This window comes from Pseudarthrobacter sp. O4, from assembly GCF_050157025.1.
GTDB lineage: Bacteria > Actinomycetota > Actinomycetes > Actinomycetales > Micrococcaceae > Arthrobacter.
Genome location: NZ_CP189591.1, coordinates 2,003,329 through 2,019,957, shown reverse-complemented (window position 1 = coordinate 2,019,957; position 16,629 = coordinate 2,003,329). Strand labels below are relative to the sequence as shown.

The following is a 16,629-nucleotide window of genomic DNA, read 5'->3' as shown; positions in this document are numbered from 1 at the left end:
TACCAGCCTGCGGCCGCAGCGTGAGGAATGGATGAGGGGAAGATTAATGATTCTTCATGAACAGGCCAGGCAGGGGTTCAGTGCCGGCCCCGATTGACTGCAGCGGGATCCGGATCATGAAGCGGGACCCGGCGCCGTATTCGGATTCGACGCCGGCGGTCCCGCCATGCGCTTCGGCGATGGCGGAGACGATTGCCAGGCCGAGTCCGGAGCCCTCCTGTCCCCGGCCGGGGTGGGCCCGGCCGAACCGCTCGAAGATCCGGTGCTGGTCCTCCGAAGCGATTCCGGTCCCGGTGTCCCGCACCCACAGCTGCAGCGTGTCCGAACCCGGCAGCGGCGAGCCGTCCGGCGCCGTCGAACTCTCCACCCGGCTGCCGAGGGCGATCGTGGAGGACGGCCCGGTATATTTGACTGCGTTGGCGGCCAGTTGGACGAGGGCCTGGGTGAGCCGCTGCGGGTCCGCTTCCAGCACGGAATCGGCCGTCTCGTCCAGCTGCCAGCGGCGGTCCGCGAGGACATGGACCTTTTCCATCACCTGATGGAGGAATTCGGGGACCCGGATGGGCTCCCTCCTGAGGAAATCAGGGTGGCCTGCGTTGGCCAGCAGCAGCAGGTCGTCCACGAGGCGCTGCATCCGGTCCACTTCCTCGAGCAGCATGTCCCGCGTGGTGGTCACATCGGCGGGGTCGTCCACCGACACGAGTTCCAGATGTCCGCGGAGAATCGTCAGCGGGGTCCGCAGCTCATGGCCGGCGTCGTCGAGGAACTTCTGCTGCTCCTGCGCGCCCTCATCGAGTCTTTCCAGCATGGTGTTAAACGTCTTCGCGAGCATCGTGACGTCGTCCGCGCCTTTCCGAACTTCCACCCGCTGTGTCATGTCCTCGGGGCTGACCACCTGGGTGGCTTCGCGCAGCCGGCGCAGGGGATACAGCAGTCTGCCGGCCACCATGCTACCGAGTGCGGCGGCAGCGAGCAGCGTACAGGCGGACACCAGGACGAAGGTCTGGACTGTGGACACGAGATGTTCCTGAAGGTCTGCGGTGTCCCGTCCGACCAGGAGATAGCTCGTCGGTCCGGGCGGCCCCTTCACCGGCACGACGACAGCCCGGAAGGGGCGCCCCTGGGCGGCGAGGTCGCCGAAGGCCGCGCCGGAAGCATCGGCCAGGGCGGCGGCCGCGGGGTACATGTCCTTGTCGAGGAGGTTCTGCTCTGGGCTGCCGTCCACCGTCCAGTCGACCTTCTCTTCGGTGATGCCGGCCATCACTTCGTTGCTGCGCGGCTCGATGTCCTCGGCGGCCTCATGGAGCCCACGCTCGAGGGCCTCCCGCTCCGTCTTCTTGTCGCTCGGCACCAGTTTGACCACGGCGTGGGCCTTGTCCAGGAGGGCCTGGTCCATTCTGGCGTCGGAGTCCTGGATTTGGACCGCGAACGTGATGATTCCCGCGGTCACCAGCCCTGCGAGCATCATGAGCAGCATGGCGGCCACCACGCGGAAGCGCACCGAATGTGCCTTGGCGCTCCAACCGGGCCGGTCCGGATCGGAGCCGGCGGGAGGCACCGGAGGCGTAGCGCGCGCGGCCCGGGCGCTTTCGCGCAGTCGGCCAAGGGTGGCGGTCACGGCTTGTCCTTCCTAGCCCAGGCTGTATCCGGCGCCGCGGGTGGTGACGATGTGGTCCGCGCCGAGCTTCAGCCGCAACTGGCGCACATACACATCCACGACGTTGGACGTACCGTCAAAGTCGTAACCCCACACGTGGCTGAGGAGTTGTTGCCGGCTCAGGACCTGCCCCGGGTGGAGCAGGAACATCTCGACCAGTGCGAACTCGCGGGCCGAGAGCTCGACGGTCTTGTCCCCGACGCTCACCGTGCGCGTGAGGAGGTTCAGTTCCAGGACGCCGTAGTGCAGGACGTTGCCCGGGGACGGATCGCCGTTCTCCGCTGGGCGGAGCCGGGCCCTGATACGGGCCACAAGTTCCTCGAAGCGGAACGGCTTGACCATGTAGTCGTCCGCGCCGCCCTCCAGCGCGGCCACGGTGTCCGCGGCCGAGCCCCGGGCCGTCAGGAAAATGACCGGGATGCCAATCTGCGCCCGGCGCAGCGTTGACAGGACCGTGAAGCCGTCCAGGCGGGGGAGCCCGACGTCGAGGAGCAGGAGATCGAACTCGCCGCTGGACGCGTAGTCCACGGCTTTGACGCCGTCCGCGACGACCGTGGGGGCGTAGCCAGCCGCCCGCAACCCCTTCTCGATGAATCGGTAGATGCGCTCTTCGTCTTCGGCAATGAGTATGCGGATCACGGTGACCCCCTGGAAAAGCCCGGGACCGGAACTGTCCAGTGGAGCGCACGTCCGCGCTTCTGGCACTATTTCCCGGACTTCAGGCCTACTCCAAAACTGCGGCGTCTCCTGCACGTGAGCTGGGAGGTAATCGGAGGCCCCAGCGGCCTCGACGCGCCCTGACTTCGGGCGTTGAGCGGACACCGCAAGTGTCCGTGCGCGAGTTTTTCCGGCGTCCGTTATTTGCGTGGGACCCGGTAGCCCTATCCTGCTCCTGCATCGGTGCTGGCGCTACCCCTGGCCGTAAGCATTTCGGAGTATTACCGCGGCGGGCCGTCGTCAACAACGGCCCGCACGCTCAGGAGCAGGCCGTGTTCCGGATTCAGGACTGGCATCGGCAGCCCGGACTCGGCCAGGAAGCGGCCGCTGGCCTCGACTCCGGCGGCCAGCCAGGCCGGCGGGCGCGTCTGGCTGAAAGTACGCCCGCTCCCCGCGCCCGGATAGGCAAGCCGCACCCGGTACTTTTCGTCGGGCCGCAGCCCGGGCAAGGCCACGCGTCCGGGGACTTCGGAAAACGACGTCGCCACCGACACCAGCGCAAACAGCGCCTCGGAGCCGTCGTGGGAGACGACGCCGTGCAGCATCAGCGAGGGGTCCGGCTCATCGGCCCGCACCATGCGCCCGCTGTGGAGGAGCGCCCGGTGTTCCTTGTAGAGCGCGACGGCGGCTGCGAGCTCGTTCCGTTCAGCGCCTTGGACTTGGCGCACGTCCCATTCCAGGCCGAAGTGGCCGAACATGGCGGTGATGGCGCGGAAGGACAGCTCGTGGGTCCGTGCCGTGGTGTGCGAGGTGGTGGGCCCGATGTGCGATCCCACCAGCTCCGGCGGCACCACCACCCCGGTCCACCGCTGGATGGTCTGGCGTTCCAGGGCATCGTTGCAGTCCGAGGCCCAGACCCGGTCTGTGCGTTCCAGGATGCCCAGATCCACGCGGGCGCCGCCGGAGGAGCAGCTCTCAATTTCGACCTCCGGATGGGCCTCCCGCAGCTCGTCCAGCAGCCTGTACACGGCCAGCGTCTGGGCATGGACCGAGGGGCTCCCCTCGTGGCCCATTTCGGCCAGATCCCTGTTCTGGTCCCATTTGAGGTAGCTGATCCGGTACTCGCCCAGGAGTGAGTCCAGCCGGTCAAAGACGTACTGCCACGCCTCCGGGTTGACCAAGTCCAGCACCTGCTGGTGCCGCCAGCGCTCCGGCAGGCGCCCGGGTGTGGCGGCCCCGGGGGAGTGCGGACGCGGCCCGGAGATCCAGTCCGGGTGGGCGCGGGCAAGGTCCGAGTCCTCGTTGACCATCTCCGGCTCGACCCACAGGCCGAATTCCATGCCCTGCGCGGTGACGGCGTCGATCAGCGGGCTAAGCCCCTCCGGCCAGAGCTGTTCGTCCACGTACCAGTCGCCCAGGCCGGCGTGATCGTCGCGGCGGCCCCGGAACCAGCCGTCGTCGAGCACGTAACGTTCGACGCCGAGCGCGGCGGCGGATTCGGCAAGCTCCAGCAGCGTGGCGAGGCGGTGGTCGAAGTAGACCGCCTCCCACACATTCAGCACCACGGGGCGGGGTTTCCCGGACCGTGCCCCGGGGTGGTGCGGCCGTCCGCGGAACCAGGCGTAGAACGCCTCGCTGATGCCGTCCAGCCCGGCGTCCGAGTAGGCGGCAAACAGCCACGGCGTCTCGTAGCTGCTTCCCGGGTCCAAGATGACCTCGGCGGAGCCAAGCAGTTCCGAGGCACCGATGACGGAACGGCCGTCGCCGATCGTCTCGACGAAGCTCTCGTGGTTGCCGCTCCAGCCCAGGTGCACGGCCCAGACCCGTCCGTGCCGGTTGCCGAACCCCGGGGTTCCCGCGGCCAGCAGCAGCGAGGAATCGTGACCCGTTCGTCCGTGACGGCCGGAACGTACCCAGGTGCCCTGCCGCATCGGCAGGCGCTGGGGGTGGGACTCGCGGCACCAGCGGCCGGTCAGGTCCAGGATTTCGGTTGCGGCACGCCCCACGGGCAGCACCGCCGCCAGCTCCTCGACCCAGTAGCTGTCCGGACCGTCGTTGCGCAGTCCGTGCCGGAGCTGCAGCAGTCCGCCGTCGTTGATCCGGATCTCGGTGTCCACCGTGATCCCGGCGGCGGGGTCCGACTGCGTGATGACGGCGGAGCAGCCCTCCTTGCCGCTCTGCTCGCTGCCGTCCTGCACGCTGCCGTTCTGCACCGTTACGGACACCACGCGGAGCCGGGCAGAGAACGACTGTCCGTTCCGGTGGCCGCGGAGGCCGGGCCGTCCCCGCCAGCCGGAGGACGCCTGCGGGATCAGGCCCAGCGTCACCGGGATGTCCAGGGCTGAGCGCGGAACAGGATCGGCCAGCAGCGAAAGGTCAGGGAGCCCCGGGCCAAGGTCGGCGCCGAAGTGCAGCACAGCCGGCTCCCCGGTGCTGAAGTCGAGGAGCAGTGAGGTGCCGGAGCGCCGCAAGTGCAGCGGTCCGTACCTCCGTCCCAGAGGCGGGTTCTCCTCGGATGCAGTGGTCGAAGTCAGGTGGTTCACGGCAGCTCCAGCGTGGCGGTGGCGTCTGTGCGGGCGGGGCCGGTTATGGCCAGCCGCAGCCGGCCGACGCGTTCGCTGAGGATCCGGCGGGCTTCGCCGGGCAGCCCGTCGTCGCTGATGAGCTCGTCGGCGTCGTCCAGGCCGGCGATGGTGCTGATGCCCAGGATGCCCCACTTCGTGTGGTCTGCCAGCACCACCACCCGGCGGGCCGCCGCGACGAAGGCGCGGTCCGTTTCGGCTTCGAGCACGTTCGGGGTGGTGAATCCGGCGTCGGCGTCGACGCCGTGGACGCCGAGGAACAGCACGTCGAGGTGCAGTTGTTTGAGGGCGGCCGTGGCCAGCGGCCCCACCAGGGCGTCGGAGGGGGTGCGTTCGCCGCCGGTGAGGATCACGGTGGACGGGGAGGTGCTCTGGTGGAAGACGTCGGCGATCCGTACGGAGTTGGTGACCACGGTGATCCGGGGCCCGGCGGCCAGCAGCCGGGCCAGCGCCCAGGTGGTGGTGCCGGCGCTGAGCCCCACCGCCATTCCTTCGCGGACCTGGCCGGCGGCCTCGTGCGCGATCGCGGTTTTTTCCTCCTGCAGCTGGGTCACCTTCAGCTCGAAGCCGGGCTCGTGGGTGCTCACGCCGCCGGGGAGCTTGGCCCCGCCGTGGATCTTTTCCACGGCGCCGGCCGCGTCCAGGGCCTCGATGTCCCGCCGGACGGTCATGAGGGACACGCCCAGCAGCCGGGCGAGGTCCGCGACGCGGACGATCCGCTCGCGCTGGACCTCCGCGACGATGGCTGAGTGGCGGGCTGCGGCAAGCATTTCTTGTCCTTACTGGCGTGGTGAATTACTGGCGATGTGAATGGGCGTTGCGGGAACGGACGACGGCGACTGCGCCGGCTTCCAGGAAGAGACCGCCGTCGAGCTCCTCACCGCTGATGACTTCTACACCCGCCAGCGGCAGCCGCACGTCGTCCGTCCCATGGTTGATGCAGAACGTCCAGTCCGTGCCGTCCTTGCTGCGCCGGACCACTTCCACCTTGGCCGGAAGATCCGGGACAAGGGGCGCCACCGCCGCGTCGGCGCACATGACGGGCAGGAGTTCCGCGAGGCCTTCCGGGGGCAAGGTGGTGGCGACGTAGTAGGCCCGGCCGTTTCCGGCGTGGTTTCGGGTAACGGCGGGGGATCCGGCGGCCGGCCCCTCGGTCACCGCGGCAAGCACCTCGGCGGTGCTTGCCCTGCCCAGCTCGCTCCAGCAGGAACCCGGTCCGAAACTGTTCAGCGGCACGGATTCGCCGGCGCGCAGAGGGAAGAACTCTTCCATCTGTACGCCCAGCAGTTCACTGAACGCCCCGGGGTAGCTGCCGAGCCTGATGTGGTCGTTCTCGTCGACGACACCGGAAAAATACGTGACCACCAGGTGGCCGCCGGACCTCACATAACCATCCAGATTGGCTGCTCCGGCGTCCGTCACGAGGTACTGCATCGGGGCCACCACGAGCCGGTAGCCGGAAAGGTCATCCGTGCTTTGGCGGAAGTCCGTCGGGATTCCGGCACGGAAGAAGGCATCGTGCCAGCGCCGGGTTTCCGCGATGTTTGACGCATCCACGCTCGGGTGCGAATCCAGTTCCGACGCCCAGCGGGCGTCGGTGTCGTGGATGATGGCGACGTCGACGCTGCCGGACGCACCGGTCACCACCGAACCGGTGACCTCGGCCAGGCGGCGCAGCGCTTGCCCCAGCCGGACGACCTCCCGCCACGCCTTGGTGTCAGTCCCCGCATGCGGGAGCATCCCGGAGTGGAACTTCTCCGCGCCGGCCCGGGATGCCCGCCATTGGAAGAAGAGTGCGCCGTCCGCGCCGCGGGCGACATGCTGGAGCGAGTTGCGAAGCATTTCGCCGGGCGCCTTGGCGATGTTGCGGGGCTGCCAATTGACGGCAGAGGTGGAGTGCTCCATGAGCAGCCACGGTTTGCCCTGCGCCCAGCCGCGGGTGAGGTCCGCGGTGGCCGCCAGCTCCTGGAAGTTCCGCTGGTCTTCGGCAATCAGATAGTGGTCGTTGGAGACCACGTCCATCTGTTCTGCCCAGCGCCAGTAGTCCACCGGCTGGTGCAGGCCCATGTTGAAGCCCATGAAATTGGTGGTGACCGGATGCCGGGAATGCGAGCGGATGACCGCCGCCTCGGCCTTGTAGCACTCCAGCAGTTCATCAGAGGAATACCGGGCGAAATCCAGCTGCTGGGTGGGGTTGACCCACGTTCCGGAGGTCCGCGGCGGCAGGATCTCCTCCCACGCCGAGTACCGCTGGGACCAAAATGCAGTGCCCCAGGCGGCGTTCAGGCCATCGAGTGTTCCGTAGCGTCGTTCCAACCAGGACCGGAAGCCCGCGGCGGCTCCGTCCGAGTAGTCCGGCTGGTTGTGGCAGCCGTACTCGTTGTGGACATGCCACATCACGACGGCGGGATGGTCCGCGTACCGGGCGGTGATCTTCTCGGTCAGGGCCGCCGCGGCCCGCCGGTACTCGGGGCTGGAGGCGGCAAAGGCCTGCCGGGAACCGTAGCTGTGCCGCACGCCGTCGGCTGTCACCGGAAGGGACTGCGGGTATTTGTGGCTGAACCACGGCGGCGGCGAGGCCGTGGCGTTGGCCAGGTCCACCCGGATGCCGTTGGCGTGCAGCAGGTCCAGGACCCGGTCCAGCCAGCCGAATTCGTAGACGCCCTCGGACGGTTCCAGCAGCGACCAGCTGAAGATCCCGACGCTAACCAGGTTGACGCCTGCTTCGCGCATCAGCCGGACATCTTCATCCCACGTCTCCTCGGGCCACTGCTCCGGGTTGTAGTCTCCGCCGAACGCCAGCATCGGGGAACCCTCGGAGCCGAGGCGCGCGGTGATGTAGTCCATGGCGGCGGTGTTGGTGCTGTCCACATTTATCCTTTGCTGGAGCCGAGAGTCAGGCCGGCCACGAAGTGGCGCTGGAGGAGCAGGTAGATGATCAGGGCGGGAACGGCCGTGATCATGGCGCCGGCCGCGATCAGGTTGTAGTTCGAGAGGAACTGGCCCTGGAGGTTGTTGACAGCTGTCGTCACCGGGAGGCGGTCGCCGCTCTGGATGAAGAGCAGGGGGAAGAAGAAATCGTTGTAGATGAAGATCACCTCGAGGGTGCCCATGGCGGCCAGGGCCGGGCGGCACAGGGGCAGGATGATATCCCAGTACTGGCGCCAGATGCCGGCGCCATCCACGAGGGCCGCTTCCGTCAGTTCGGACGAGAGCGCCTTCATGTAGTTGGAGAGCACGAAAGTGACAAAGCCGATCTGGAATGCAGTGTCCACCGCGATCACGCTGATGTAGGTGTTGAGCAGGTTCCCGGAGTCGCTGACCGCGTAGGGAAGCTCGAAGTGCTTGAACATCTCGAAGAGCGGCGCCGCGAGGACCTGGGGCGGGAGCAGGTTGCCGGCGGTGAACATGATCAGCAGCGTGATGTTGAACTTCCAGTTCACCCGGCTGACGGCGAACGCCATCATGGAGGCGAACAGCAGGATCAGGATCACGGAAGGAACCGTGATCAGCACGGAGTTCCAGAACAACTTGGCGAAGCCGCCCTGGTTCCAGGCCTGCGCGAAGTTGTCGAAATTGAACGTGCCGTTGACGCTGAAGTAGCCGTACTTGTCCGTGTCCGCCTTGGGCCGGAGCGCCGTGAAAATCGTCCAGACCAGCGGAACCAGCCAGATGGCGGCCATGACGCTGAGGAAGATGTGGGTTCCGTAGTGCCGTTTGCCCTGCTTGTTGTTGGGCCCTCCGCGCAGCTGCAGCCGGACCCTGCCCCGGCCGTTGGCTGCTGCTTCGGTGCCCGCCGGCGCTGCGTCGGTGGGATGTGCGATGCTCATGCCTCTTTGTCCTTTCCGAAGGCGCGGGACAGGTAGAACGTGATGGGAACCAGCGAAATGACCAGCAGGATGACGGCCAGGGCCGAGCCGACGCCGATCACCTGCCCCTCGCCGACGAGGTTCTGGATGACCAGGGCGCTGATGAGTTCCAGGCCGTTGGTGCCGCGGTTGATCACATAGACGATGTCGAACGCCCGCAGGGACTCGATCACGGTGATCACGATGATGACGACGTTCACCGGGCGCATGGCAGGGAAAATCACGCGGAAGAAGGTCTGGACGGCATTGGCCCCGTCGATCTGGGCCGCCTCCCGCAGCGTCGGGTCCACGCCCTTGAGTCCGGCCAGATACAGGATCATGACGTAGCCGGCGTGGCGCCAGGTGGCGGCGATGAGGGCCGCCCAGATGTTGACGCTGGAATCCCCGAACCAGTCCACGGCCCGGGGGGTTCCCGCCGTTCCCAGCAGGAAGTTGAGCAGCCCGCTGTCACGGTTGTAGAACAGCTGCCAGATCACGCCGATCAGGGCCAACGAGAGCATCACCGGTGTGAAGAAGATGCTCTGATAGATCCGACTGCCGCGGATCTGCTGATCCAGCAGGACCGCCAGCAGGAGCCCGAGGGGCGTGGCGATCAGCGCCAGGAAGACCAGCCACAGCACATTGTGCTGGACGGCGGGCCAGAACGGCGGGTAGTCCTGTGCGATGAACTGGTAGTTTTCGACGCCGGCGGGTTTGATGTCCGTCAGCTCGAGTCCGTTCCAGCGGGTGAAGGACAGCCCGACAGACAGCAGGGTGGGGATCCAGACCAGCACCAGCTGGATCAGGGTGGGGATGCCCACCATGATGCTGAGGACGATCTTGTCGCGGCGTGACAGCCGCCGTACCCGCCGGGCGGGGGCGGGCCGTGAGTCCCGCCCGCGGTCGGTGGGCGCATGGGTCGAGACGCTCATGGGCATTCCTTGCTCTGCAACATGTCGTGGCTACTGGGAGGCGTACAGCGACTTGGCCTGGGCTTCCAGGTTCTTCACATCGATGTTTCCGTCCTTGATGAAGGACTGTAGGGCCGGGATCATCACGTTGTTGGCCATGGCCGGCAGCGCATCCCGGTCGAAGAACTGGCTGATGTTCTTGGCGCCGCTGATGGAATCCGCCAGTTTCTTGGTCAGCGGCGTGAATTTCGAGGTGTCGGCACCCTTCGCCGTGGCGATGTTCGAGGAATCCACCGAGGCATACACGTCCTGGCCCTCCGGCGTTCCGAGGTAGGCGAGGAAGTCCTTCGCGGCCTGGTTCTGGCCGCCCTTCTTGGACAGCAGGAGGCCGTCGATGGGGGCCTCGATCGAGTCCTGGCCCTCCATCGCGATCTCCGGGAACGGGAAGAAATCGATGTCGTCGGCAACGGTCTTATCGGTGTATTGCTGGGTGAGGAAGGATCCGAGCAGGTACATGCCGGACTTTTTGTCCCCGAGCGACTTCGCGGAGTCCTGCCAGGTCATGCCGAGGGCGTTGGGATTCTGGAAGGGCAGCAAAGCCTTCCAGGTGTCGAAGACATCGCTGACTTTCTTCTGGTCCCAGCTCTCCTTGTGCGCGGTGAGGTCCATGTGGAACTGGTATCCGTTGAGCCGCATGTTCAAGTAGTCGAAGGTGCCCATGGCCGGCCACCCGTCCTTGTCCGCGAACTCGATCGGGATCAAGCCGTCACCCTTCATCTTCGCGCAGAGGGTCTTCAGCTCGTCAAAGGTCTGGGGGACGGCGTAGCCCTTTTCGGCCCAGAGGCTCTTCCGGTAGAAGAAGCCCCACGGGTAGTTGTAGTTCGGGATCAGATACATCTTTCCGTCGGCGCCTGTGGAGGCCTTCCTGAGGGCGTCCGAGTAGTTTGCGCCGACCTTCTCCCAGACATCGTCAATCGGTGCCAGCAGGCCCTTTCCCGCGTAATACTGCATCCGGTAGCCGGCGAACCATGTGAAAGTGTCGTCCGGGCTGCCCTGCAGGTACGTGTTGATCTTGTTCTGGAAGTCGTTGTGGGGGACGACGTTGGTGTTGACCTTCACGCCGGACTTCTTCTCAAACGCATCGGTGACCGCCTTGTAGGCAGCCTTGGGCACGTCGTCCGAGGAGCCGGAGCCGAAGCTGAGAACCTTGGCGCCGCTGCTGCCGGACGGTGCGCTGCCGCCCGTGCAGGCCGCAAGCAGTGGAACTCCGGCCATTGCAACCGCACCCACACCCAGCGTCTTCAGCAGGGTCCGGCGGTCCCATCCACCCTGGCTCGAGGCCCTGCGCAGAGCGTCTTCATGCATTGTCATGATTTCTCCTTTGAAAAACACGGACGGTGTGAATCGGCTCACATAATTAAGTATCATAATCGATCAATTGAGAACGTCAATGGTCAAAACCGAACATTCGCTGCGGGTGAGCGGCTGACGAGATCATTCCGGCTGCCAGCCGGGCGTCCGCCGGAGCTATGGGCAAACTCCCAGCAACCGCCTCCAACCGCCGCCCTCAAGCGGACGTAAACTGACCTTCGAATCACTTCGTGTGACACGTGGCTGGGAGTACGGATGCTCTGGAAACTGCTCGTCGAATACCTGCGGCCGCAGCGGCGGCTGCTGCTCGCCGTCGTCGTACTCCAGCTGGCGCAGTCCATCGCCTCGCTGTACCTGCCCACCCTGAACGCGGACATCATCGATGAAGGCGTCGCGAAGGGCAACACGGACTACATCCTCGGCACCGGCGGCGTGATGCTGCTGGTGACGCTGCTGCAGATCGCCTGCACCATCGCCGCCGTGTACTTCGGGGCGAAGGCCGCGATGGGCCTGGGCCGGGACCTGCGCGGCTCGATCTTCAGCCGGGTGGCGGAGTTCTCCGAGCAGGAGGTCACCCGCTTCGGCGCCCCGAGCCTGATCACCCGCTCCACCAACGACGTCCAGCAGGTCCAGCAGCTGGTGCTGATGTCCGCCACGATGATGGTCGCGGCGCCCATGCTCAGCATCGGCGGCGTGATCATGGCCGTCCGGCAGGACGTGCAGCTGTCCTGGCTGATCGCGGTGAGCGTGCCCGTGCTGCTGATCGGGATCGGGCTGATCATCACCCGGATGGTCCCGCTGTTCCGCAAGATGCAGACCCGGATCGACACCGTCAACCGGGTGCTCCGCGAACAGCTCACCGGCATCCGCGTGGTCCGCGCCTTCGTCCGGGAGGACATCGAGACCGCCCGCTTCGGGAAGGCCAACGAGGACGTCACGGATACGGCCCTGCGCGCCGGGCGGCTGATGGCGCTCGCGTTCCCCACCGTGATGCTGGTGCTCAACGTCTCCAGCGTGGCCGTGATCTGGTTCGGCTCCTTCCGGATCCAGGACGGCTCCATGCAGGTGGGCACCCTGATCGCGTTCCTGAGCTACCTTATGCAGATCCTGATGTCCGTCATGATGGCCACCTTCATGGCGATCATGATCCCGCGCGCGGCCGTCTCGGCGGACCGGATCGGCGAGGTGCTCGGCACCGAATCCAGCGTCCGGCCGCCGGAGCACCCGGTCGGCTTTTCCGGCCGCACCGGCCGGGGCGAGCTTCAGATGCGCGGCGTCGGCTTCACCTACCCGGGCGCGGAGGCGCCGGTGCTGAGCGGGATCAGCTTCACCGCCCGCGCTGGGGAGACGACGGCGATCATCGGCAGCACCGGCTCCGGCAAGACCACCCTGGTGAACCTGATGCCGCGGCTCTTCGACGCGACGGCCGGCTCGGTGCGGATCGACGGCGTCGACGTCCGGGAGCTGCACCCGGACCTGCTCTGGGGGCACATCGGCCTGGTGCCGCAGAAGCCGTACCTGTTCTCCGGCACCGTCCGCAGCAACCTGCTCTACGGCAAACCGGACGCCACCGAGGACGAACTCTGGCGGGCGCTGCGGATTGCGCAGGCGGAGGACTTTGTCCGGGAGATGGAGGGCGGGCTGGATGCGCCGATCTCGCAGGGCGGCACCAACGTCTCCGGCGGTCAGCGGCAGCGGATCGCGATTGCCCGGGCGCTGGTCAAGCGGCCCGAGCTCTACATTTTTGACGATTCGTTCTCCTCGCTGGACACCGCCACGGATGCCCGGCTCCGGCAGGCCCTCAAGCAGCACACGGCCGGCGCCACCCTGGTGATCATCGCCCAGCGGGTGTCCAGCATCATCGACGCCGAGCAGATCCTGGTGCTCGACGCCGGCCGGATCGTCGGGCAGGGCACGCACGGGGAGCTGCTGGAGACCTCGGTGACGTACCAGGAGATTGTGAATTCGCAGCTCGCGGCGGAGGAGGCGGCATGAGCACCACGGACAAGGCATCGCCGGCGCCGGCCGCTTCCGGGCGACCTGCCGGGGCGCCCGGCGGGGCGCCCGCCGTCGAGCGGATTCCGCGGCCCGCGGGCGGGCCCGGCCGCGGGGGACCCTTCGCCGGGATGAACATCCCGGCGGAGAAGGCGATGAACTTCGGGGTGTCCGCGAAGCGGCTGCTGGGCCAGCTGCGTCCGGAGCGGCTGTGGCTGGTGCTGGTCCTGGTGTTCGCCGTCGTGAGTGTGGCGTTCTCGGTGATCGGGCCCCGGCTGCTGGGCGAGGGGACCAACCGGATCTTCGCCGGCGTCGTGTCCAAGCAGCTGCCCGCCGGGGTCAGCCAGGCCCAGCTGATCGCCCAGCTGCGTGCCGCGGGGGAGAACCAAAAGGCGGACATGCTCAGCGCGATGGCGCTGACGCCCGGCACCGGAATCGACTTCACCGCCCTGTCCGCCGTGCTGCTGTGGGCGCTGGCGCTGTACGTGCTGGCCTCGGCGTTCAGCTGGGTGCAGGCATACGTGCTCAACGGCGTCGTGCAACGGACGGTCTTCCGGCTGCGCGAACGGATCGAGGCGAAGATCAACGGGCTGCCGCTGCGCTACTTCGACTCGATCCAGCGTGGCGAGCTGCTCAGCCGGGTGACGAACGACGTCGACAATATCTCGCAGAGCCTGCAGCAGTCGATCAGCCAGGCGGTCACTTCGGTGCTGACCGTGGCGGGGGTGCTGGTGATGATGGTCATCCTCTCGCCCACGCTGGCCCTGATTGCGCTGGTGACCATTCCGCTGACGCTCGTGACCACGGCCATGATCGCCAAGCGCTCGCAGAAGCTGTTCGTGGCGCAGTGGAAGCACACCGGCGAGCTGAACGGGCAGATCGAGGAGACGTACACCGGGCACGCGCTGGTGAAGGTCTTCGGCCGGCAGCGGGAGGTGGAGGAGCGGTTCCGGCAGAAGAACGCGGAGCTGTACCAGGCCAGTTTCGGCGCGCAGTTCATTTCCGGGCTGATCATGCCGGCCATGACGTTCATTGGGAACCTGGTTTATGTGGGGATCGCCGTGGTGGGCGGGCTGCAGGTGGCCTCCGGGGCCATGCAGCTCGGCGATGTGCAGGCGTTCATCCAGTACTCGCGGCAGTTCACCCAGCCGCTGGCCCAGCTGGGCTCGATGGCGAACCTGCTCCAGTCCGGGGTGGCCTCGGCCGAGCGGGTGTTCGAGCTGCTGGATACCGACGAGCAGTCGCCGGATCCGGCTCCTGGGGTGTCTCCTCCGGGTGGCCGGGGGCGGCTGGTGTTCGAGGACGTCTCGTTCTCCTATTCGCCGGACAAGCCGCTGATTTCTTCGCTGAGTCTCGTGGCGGAGCCCGGGCAGACCGTGGCGATCGTGGGCCCGACGGGCGCGGGCAAGACGACGCTGGTGAACCTCATGATGCGCTTCTACGAGCTGGATGCGGGGCGGATCACGCTCGACGGCGTGGACGTCACCGCGATGACCCGCAACGAGCTGCGCTCGCGGATGGGCATGGTGTTGCAGGACACGTGGCTGTTCGGCGGGAGCATCCGGGACAACATCGCCTACGGCCGGCCAGCTGCATCGGAGGATGAGATTCTGGAGGCCGCCCGGGCGACGTACGTGGACCGGTTCGTGCGGTCCCTGCCGGAGGGCTACGACACCGTGCTCGACGACGAGGGCGCCAACGTTTCCGCCGGCGAGAAGCAGTTGCTGACGATTGCCCGGGCGTTCCTGGCCCGGCCGTCCGTGCTGATCCTGGACGAGGCGACGAGTTCGGTGGACACCCGCACCGAGGTGCTGGTGCAGAAGGCGATGAGCGCGCTGCGCTCCGACCGGACCAGCTTCGTGATCGCCCACCGGCTCTCTACCATCCGCGACGCCGACCTCATCCTGGTGATGGAATCCGGGCAGATCGTGGAGCAGGGCACGCATGCCGAGCTGCTGGCGGCGGGCGGGGCGTACGCGGCGCTGTATGCCGCGCAGTTCGCGGCGCCGGTGGCGGAGGTTTAGCGGGTTCTACGCTTGGCCGCTCGGCGGGAGCCAGGAGTAAGGCCAGGTGAGGCCGTGACCGATGGCCGCCATGGTGGTCACCGCATACTCCGATGCTGCTTCGCCCGATCCGCGATAACGGCGACGGCCAGAGACAAGCGGCCCGGTAACGGAGAGAATGCCAGACGGAGCCATCTAGCGTCCGAGTACGCAGCGAACCGACCCGGGCTGACGTGCAGTTCCTCGGCGACGGCCAACACCTGTGAGTGAGCCGTGATGTAACGTTCAGGCGGCATGCGGTTTTCTCGTAGGCGAAGCTCCAGATGGACGTCCAGGTCGGCCAGGTCGCGGGCGGCCTCGGCCCGGGCCGTACTGTCGAAGTCCAGCAACCCCAGCGGGGTATCGCTGTCAGTGACGATGATTTGCTTGGCGTGTAGGCCTCCGTGGGCCCAGACCAAGGGATCCGGTGCCGTCCGAAGCAGGTTCATCGTCACTTGCTCTGCAGCGGCGCGCAAAGCGTCGCGTTGAAACGACAACTCCGGAACGTTTTCATGGTGACGCAACCAGCGGTTCAGCAACCGCTCCACCTCCGCTGCTTCCAGCCCTGCCAAATGGGGTGGAAGGGTGTCGAGGACGCTTTGTGCTGCGGGCCCATGTGTGCCGGTCAGTTGTGCCACCCAGGCGCGCGACCACTTCTCCCACGCGTTGGCGAACGTTTCATCGGAGACGGCGGCCCCCTTCGTACCCAGCTCCGACAGAGTAGGTCCCGGGATGGCGCTGAAAACGAGGACGTCCTGGGATTTCCGAGAAACGATTCTGGGCGTTGTGAAGGTGCCGGCGTCCAGCAGGATGTCCATTTGTGCGCAGCGCTCGGCCGGTACGACGGCGCTGCCGGGCCGGAAGATCTTTATGTAGCGGCCCTCCGCCCGGACGACCGCCCGGCGGTAGGGCCGATACGCAAAGATTTCCCCCTGCTGCGCTTCCGCTCGCAAGGCGGGCAGCCTCGGATCGTCCGGCGGGATGAGTTCGAAGTGCCCCTGACGCAGGCGGGCTCCCCGGACGCCGGCCCGTCCGGGTGTCAGGACCTCCAGTACGTAGCATCCTGGCGTCTTATCAGGCCACGCCCGGCGGACCTGCCAGGTTGTGCCGGTATCGTCGTCGGTGGACAAGGGGACGGGAGAGGTCCAGTCCATGTGATCAGCTCCAGGACCCGGCGGATATGCCAACTAGCGGTACCACGCCATAGAGTGTGGGAGTCTTGGCGGTCCGTTCCGCCAAGACAAGTGGCGCAGTCGAGCTCTGTCCGTACATGTTCACCCTGCTGTCCTCCCCTACGCAGTCTCTTCCGGCACAAGCCGGTTCGTGCGCCCAGCATGAACTACAACAATGAGGCGCCGATGAAAGGGTCATTAAGGAACCCTCATGGACCCCTTCTTCCCGGTCCCGCCCAAGCAGCGCTGCGTGCCGCACTGGTGATCAAGAGGGAGCACCGAGATGGAACACCCGAGACTCCTTTGTAGTGTTCGAGGATGTTTAAGGCTCTTCACGGTTCGCCTCCCAAATGGCGCCTTGGCACGGACGATCGATGGAGTTTCGTCGCTGCCG

Annotated in this window: 11 protein-coding genes; 2 read left to right on the top strand and 9 right to left on the bottom strand. The window is 66.7% G+C overall.

The features are described from left to right. Positions 1–43 precede the first annotated feature (43 nt). From ACQCSU_RS09285 to ACQCSU_RS09250, 8 genes are all read right to left on the bottom strand, one after another. The gene (locus ACQCSU_RS09285) at positions 44–1,618 is read right to left on the bottom strand and encodes a sensor histidine kinase (RefSeq protein WP_426979445.1); all 1,575 of its coding nucleotides are present in this window, start codon (positions 1,616–1,618) and stop codon (positions 44–46) included. Between the two features lie 12 nt (positions 1,619–1,630). Further along, positions 1,631–2,296 (bottom strand): response regulator transcription factor, encoded by a 666-nt coding sequence (locus ACQCSU_RS09280; protein WP_426979444.1) that lies wholly within the window; start codon positions 2,294–2,296, stop codon positions 1,631–1,633. Positions 2,297–2,595: 299 nt separating this feature from the next. After that, positions 2,596–4,848, bottom strand: a complete 2,253-nt coding sequence (locus ACQCSU_RS09275) for an alpha-galactosidase (RefSeq protein WP_426979750.1) — start codon at positions 4,846–4,848, stop codon at positions 2,596–2,598. A 5-nt stretch (positions 4,849–4,853) separates the two neighbouring features. Further along, positions 4,854–5,666, bottom strand: coding sequence for a DeoR/GlpR family DNA-binding transcription regulator (locus ACQCSU_RS09270; RefSeq protein WP_426979443.1), 813 nt, complete (start codon positions 5,664–5,666; stop codon positions 4,854–4,856). 25 nt (positions 5,667–5,691) lie between these two features. Beyond that, entirely contained in the window at positions 5,692–7,767 is a 2,076-nt protein-coding gene (locus ACQCSU_RS09265; protein ID WP_426979442.1) for a beta-galactosidase, read from the bottom strand. A 2-nt stretch (positions 7,768–7,769) separates the two neighbouring features. After that, a complete protein-coding gene (locus ACQCSU_RS09260; protein ID WP_426979441.1) occupies positions 7,770–8,726 on the bottom strand; it encodes a carbohydrate ABC transporter permease in 957 nt (318 codons plus the stop codon). Continuing rightward, complete coding sequence (locus tag ACQCSU_RS09255) at positions 8,723–9,676, bottom strand: carbohydrate ABC transporter permease (protein ID WP_426979440.1); 954 nt, start codon at positions 9,674–9,676, stop codon at positions 8,723–8,725. The genes ACQCSU_RS09260 and ACQCSU_RS09255 overlap by 4 nt, the downstream gene beginning before the upstream one ends. Before the next feature lie 30 nt (positions 9,677–9,706). After that, the gene (locus ACQCSU_RS09250) at positions 9,707–11,026 is read right to left on the bottom strand and encodes an ABC transporter substrate-binding protein (protein ID WP_426979439.1); all 1,320 of its coding nucleotides are present in this window, start codon (positions 11,024–11,026) and stop codon (positions 9,707–9,709) included. Positions 11,027–11,281: 255 nt separating this feature from the next. Here ACQCSU_RS09250 and ACQCSU_RS09245 point away from each other — a divergent pair, with 255 nt between their 5' ends. Both ACQCSU_RS09245 and ACQCSU_RS09240 read left to right on the top strand, forming a co-directional pair. After that, positions 11,282–13,021 carry an ABC transporter ATP-binding protein gene (locus ACQCSU_RS09245; protein ID WP_426979438.1) on the top strand — a complete coding sequence of 580 codons (1,740 nt, stop codon included), beginning with the start codon at positions 11,282–11,284 and terminating at the stop codon, positions 13,019–13,021. Next, entirely contained in the window at positions 13,018–15,045 is a 2,028-nt protein-coding gene (locus tag ACQCSU_RS09240) for an ABC transporter ATP-binding protein (RefSeq protein ID WP_426979437.1), read from the top strand. The genes ACQCSU_RS09245 and ACQCSU_RS09240 overlap by 4 nt, the downstream gene beginning before the upstream one ends. Before the next feature lie 77 nt (positions 15,046–15,122). Here the strand turns inward: ACQCSU_RS09240 and ACQCSU_RS09235 are convergent, their stop codons facing one another. Continuing rightward, entirely contained in the window at positions 15,123–16,217 is a 1,095-nt protein-coding gene (locus tag ACQCSU_RS09235) for a phosphotransferase (RefSeq protein ID WP_426979436.1), read from the bottom strand. Positions 16,218–16,629 lie beyond the last annotated feature (412 nt).

What these genes read in the sequence shown, in the direction of transcription:
- ACQCSU_RS09270 (WP_426979443.1), bottom strand. Translation starts at nt 5,666, where the DNA reads ATGCTTGCCGCAGCCCGCCACTCAGCCATCGTCGCGGAGGTCCAGCGC.
- ACQCSU_RS09260 (WP_426979441.1), bottom strand. Translation starts at nt 8,726, where the DNA reads ATGAGCATCGCACATCCCACCGACGCAGCGCCGGCGGGCACCGAAGCA.
- ACQCSU_RS09255 (WP_426979440.1), bottom strand. Translation starts at nt 9,676, where the DNA reads ATGAGCGTCTCGACCCATGCGCCCACCGACCGCGGGCGGGACTCACGG.
- ACQCSU_RS09250 (WP_426979439.1), bottom strand. Translation starts at nt 11,026, where the DNA reads ATGACAATGCATGAAGACGCTCTGCGCAGGGCCTCGAGCCAGGGTGGA.
- ACQCSU_RS09245 (WP_426979438.1), top strand. Translation starts at nt 11,282, where the DNA reads ATGCTCTGGAAACTGCTCGTCGAATACCTGCGGCCGCAGCGGCGGCTG.
- ACQCSU_RS09240 (WP_426979437.1), top strand. Translation starts at nt 13,018, where the DNA reads ATGAGCACCACGGACAAGGCATCGCCGGCGCCGGCCGCTTCCGGGCGA.
- ACQCSU_RS09235 (WP_426979436.1), bottom strand. Translation starts at nt 16,217, where the DNA reads ATGGACTGGACCTCTCCCGTCCCCTTGTCCACCGACGACGATACCGGC.